Annotated in this window: 5 protein-coding genes; 3 read left to right on the top strand and 2 right to left on the bottom strand. The window is 69.5% G+C overall.

Annotated elements, in window-relative coordinates; translation table 11 throughout:
- Both C7T91_RS32915 and C7T91_RS25050 read left to right on the top strand, forming a co-directional pair.
- Positions 1-872, top strand: an 872-nt coding sequence (locus C7T91_RS32915) for a hypothetical protein (RefSeq protein WP_161556102.1), incomplete at its 5' end; no start/stop codon positions are given.
- On the top strand, positions 872-1,819 hold the full coding sequence (locus C7T91_RS25050) for a hypothetical protein (RefSeq protein WP_108262258.1): 948 nt from the start codon (positions 872-874) through the stop codon (positions 1,817-1,819). The genes C7T91_RS32915 and C7T91_RS25050, both read left to right, overlap by 1 nt.
- 22 nt (positions 1,820-1,841) lie before the next feature.
- Here C7T91_RS25050 and C7T91_RS32910 read toward each other — a convergent pair whose 3' ends face one another.
- Both C7T91_RS32910 and C7T91_RS25045 read right to left on the bottom strand, forming a co-directional pair.
- Complete coding sequence (locus C7T91_RS32910; protein WP_161556101.1) at positions 1,842-2,015, bottom strand: hypothetical protein; 174 nt, start codon at positions 2,013-2,015, stop codon at positions 1,842-1,844.
- On the bottom strand, positions 1,994-2,263 hold the full coding sequence (locus C7T91_RS25045; RefSeq protein WP_145963017.1) for a hypothetical protein: 270 nt from the start codon (positions 2,261-2,263) through the stop codon (positions 1,994-1,996). The genes C7T91_RS32910 and C7T91_RS25045 overlap by 22 nt, the downstream gene beginning before the upstream one ends.
- Positions 2,264-2,341: 78 nt before the next feature.
- Between C7T91_RS25045 and C7T91_RS25040 the strand changes: the two genes are divergently transcribed.
- Positions 2,342-3,143 (top strand): sulfotransferase family protein (locus C7T91_RS25040; protein ID WP_108262254.1); only part of this gene is annotated, 802 nt, incomplete at its 3' end.

Raw genomic sequence — 3,143 nt, 5'->3', positions numbered from 1 at the left:
CCACGTCCTGGAAGCGCTCGGACCTGTCCGCGCGCGAGCTGGCGCCGCTGCAGGAGGCGGTCGACGGGGTGCGCTCCGGCGTGGTGGCGGCCTACGAGGCGATCGGCGTCGCGGCGGATGCGCTGGTCGTCGAGGGCTTCGACCATGCCACGAAGCGGATCAGCACCAAGGGCCGCAGCGACAAGGGCATCCAGTCCGAGCTGCGCAAATGGGTCGAGGGCTATGCCGACGCCTTCTCGAAGGCGCTCGGCGGCATCGCGGCCGAGGCGGCAACGCAGCTCGCCGCGGTGAAGACCGCGCTCGATCCGCTGGGCCAGAGCCTTTCGGGCACGGTCGCGGCGATGTCGCAGGCGGCCGGGGGGCTCGTGGAGCTGGCAGGCGGCAGCGATGCCTTCGGCGGGCTGCTGGGCGGCTTCCAAACGGCCTTCTACACCGCGCAGGAGCAATGGCAGATGGCGGCCGACGCGCTCGGCAAGGCCTTCGAGGGCATCGGCCTGGCGGTGCCGAAGACGGCGCGGGACTTCCGCGAGCTGGTCAATGCCCAGGACCTGATGACCGAGGCCGGGCGCGAGACCTATGTCGCGCTCCTGGGCCTCTCCGATGCCTTCGCCTCCGTCCATGGCGATGTCGCCAATGCGACCGCCGGGCTGAGCTATGACGACGGCTGGTTCCGCAGCGAGTTCGACGCGCGGCTGGCCGCCGTCGCCCAGGCCAATGGCGGCGGCATCGTCCAGGAGGCCGCCTTCGGTCCTGGCGGCGTCACCTATGGCGGCGCGGCGCTGACCGCCGAGGGCAACGGGCTGCTGCGCAAGCTGGTCGAGATCTTCGACCAGTGGGACGAGACCGGCCTGCCGGTGGAAAGGGCGTTCTGATGCATCTGGTTTCCCGCCGCGCGATCGCTCCGGAGGATGTCACGGTCTCGCTCGCCGAAGACGACGCGCCCGCCTGGGCGGCCGGCACCAGCTACGCGCTGAACGAGGCCGTGGTGCGGGACCACCGCGTCTATGTCTCTGCCATTGCGGACAATCTCGGCAACGATCCGGCGCTCGAGGACCAGGGCTCGGCCGCGGCGCGCTGGCTGCTCTACCGCTGGACCAACGCGTTCAGCGCCTTCGACGGGGTGCTGACCAATCCTTCGGGCGCGGTCACGGGCGACGGCACGCTCAAGGGCGACCAGGCGGGCTACGGGCTCGATGCCGGGGAAAGCCCGCTGATCATCGACATGGCGGTCGATGCGCTCGACACGCTGCTGCTCTTCGGCATCGACGCGGTCGAGGTGCGGGTGATCTGCATCGACGGCGCCGGGACGGCGGTGCTCGACCGGGTGGCGCCGGTCTCGGGGCGCACCGTGTCGAGCTGGTGGGAATGGCGCTCGAAGCCCTTCACGGCCGGGTCGAACAAGCTCGCCGTGCTCGACGTGCCTGCCTCGACCATCCGGGTGATCGTGGCGCTGCGCGGCGCCTCGGTGGCGCTCGGCGAGATCGTCGCCGGGAGCCGGACCTATGTCGGCGCGACGCTGCACAACGGCACCTCGGGCAAGGCGGTGACCGCCTCGCGCTACGAGTTCAACGCCTATGGCCAGCTGCAGCTGGTGACCCGGCCGACCCGCAACGAGATGACCTATGCCTGCGCCTGCGATGCCGCCTACTGGGCGCGGATCAAGCCGCTGATGGACCGCATGGCGGGCACGCTGGTCGGCGCGGTCGGCGCCGCGCACCGGCCCTCGACCATCCAGTTCGGCGTGCTCGGCACGGTCGACTGGTCCGAGGAACTGCCCGACGAGTACGAATTTTCCTTCACCGTCAAGGGAGTGATCTGATGGCGATCCCCACCGTCCCGGCCTATGCCGGACAGCTGCCGGACGAGAGCGATCCGGTCACGTTCTCGCTGCGCGCCGAGGCGGTCTTCGACTGGCTGGTGACCGGCGCGGCGCCCGCGATCTCGGGCGTGGCCACCGAGATGAACGCCGCGCTGGCGGGCGATCCGGGCACGGTCATCGGGGCGGTCGGCGACATCCAGGACCGGCTGGGGCCGGGCTACCTGCCGGGGACCACTGCCCCCAGCCGCAGCGCCGCCTGCGCCGCACCAGATGGATGCAGGGCAGCCCGGCCACGGCCTCCGCCAGCCGCAGCCAATCCGCCTGCGCCGCGTTGCCGTCGAAATGGATCACCACATGGTCGCCCCGCGCCGACAGCATCCGCGCCTGCGCCGCCACGCGGTCCGGGGCCTTGTGCGCCAGCAGGAGAAAGGCGATGGATGCCACGGATTCCACCTGAATTGGTCAGACTTTCTTCACCTCATGGCGCCAAACCGTTGAGAAAGGACGAAGAAGGACGGCGGCATGGGATTTCCCGGCATCTGGATGACCGAGAGCGGCACGGTGGCCTACCGCGTCGTCCCGAAATGCGCCTGCTCGACCATCGGCCAGATCCTCCACTACGCCGATCACGGGCGGTTCTATGACGGCGACATCCACGACGCGACCGAGGGGCTGTGGAAATGGTCGATGGAGGACCGCCGCGCCGCGATCGAGGATGCGGTCTTCTCGCCCGATGTCCCGGTCTTCACCTGCGTGCGCAATCCCTACCGGCGGATCCTGTCCGCGTTCTTCGACAAGATCTGCGGCGTGCAGCGCAACGGCCAGCGCTATCGCGGCAATCTCGTTCCGAAGGTGGCGCAGCTCTACGGGGTGGCAGTCGAGGGAGACTTCGACCAGATCGCCGCCTTCCGGCGGTTCCTGCTCTTCGCCCGCGACACGATCCAGTTCCGCAAGCCGATGGAGCCCGACATCCATTGGTCCGCACAATCCAGCCATGTCGCCACGCTGATCGCCAATGGCGGACGCTATGACCGGATCATCGCCACCGAGACCTTCGCGGAGGGCATGCGCGCTGTCCTGTCGGATTTCGCGCCGCGGTTCCCGCCGGCGATCGAGGCGGTGCCGCGCTTCAACGAAAGCTCCGGCCACGGGCCGCGGCGCGCCCATCCGGTGGCGGCCTATTTCGACGACATGGCCATGCATCTGATGTGGGAGGCCTACCGGCAGGATTTCGAGCTTTTCGGCTATGACCCGGCCGATCCGGCCCGCGCTGCGCCCGCTTGCGCCATCGATCTCGACCGGGTGCATCACGTCCTGTCGCAGT

Source organism: Mangrovicoccus ximenensis (assembly GCF_003056725.1).
GTDB lineage: Bacteria > Pseudomonadota > Alphaproteobacteria > Rhodobacterales > Rhodobacteraceae > Mangrovicoccus > Mangrovicoccus ximenensis.
The sequence above is the reverse complement of the archived record's forward strand: the minus strand, read 5'-3'. Positions and strand labels throughout refer to the sequence as shown.